Raw genomic sequence first — 732 nt, forward strand, 5'->3', positions numbered from 1 at the left:
CACGGCCTCAGCGGGCGCTGCTTCCCAAGGCCGCCGGCCCCAGTAGCGGGCCTGCTTGGCCAAGGGGCCTCGTGGAGAGGCAGAGCCCGCCGAACGCTAGGCCTCTACGACCCAACCGCCGCTGTGGTCTGTGAAGAAGCCTGAGGCAAATCGTCCCAAGACGGGCGCGGCGCCTTGGGGCGACTCATGAAGCCCTTGCGCTCTTTGCGGCATGCTGCGGTAATATCTACCAAGCAGCATAGGGTTTGTGTGCTGCAATGACGGACCAAAACACATGGATGGAGTTATCGAACATGAAGAAGTTCTCAGTCTACTGGGCGCCGCTGGCCGCGAGTTCTTTGGCAATTTTCAGCACTCCTGCGTTTTCTGATCTGAGTGGTCCTTACGTTGGTGGCGGGATTGGACTCTTTGGCAGTTACACCGCGGAAGTAACGCAGGAAAGCTTCCAGTTTGGCCTCGATGATGAAGAGCTGAGCGAGTTTGTAGGTTACACAGACTGGTTTACTAATGCTGACCTCCTAGTTGGCTACGGTGAACAAGTCGATAACTTTTATCTCGGGGGTGAGTTTACCCTGAGCGCCGGGCTCACGGACGAAGATGTTGAGGAAGTTTCTGGAACGGATACTGTTACGAATGATCGAGTAACGCAGACCTACAACATCGAAGCAGGTCAAGGGTACGCGCTGAGCGGTCGCGCGGGCTATGTCTTGGCCCCTTCTTCCATGGTCTATG

The 732-nt window shown here is 56.4% G+C and carries 1 protein-coding gene; it reads left to right on the plus strand.

Translation table 11 applies throughout. The annotated features are described in order from the left end of the window. Nucleotides 1-293 precede the first annotated feature (293 nt). The coding region (locus LRG07_RS13765) for a hypothetical protein (protein WP_238642765.1) at nucleotides 294-732 on the plus strand (439 nt) is incomplete at its 3' end.

It is taken from the genome of Halorhodospira sp. 9622, from assembly GCF_022228025.1.
GTDB lineage: Bacteria > Pseudomonadota > Gammaproteobacteria > Nitrococcales > Halorhodospiraceae > Halorhodospira > Halorhodospira halophila_A.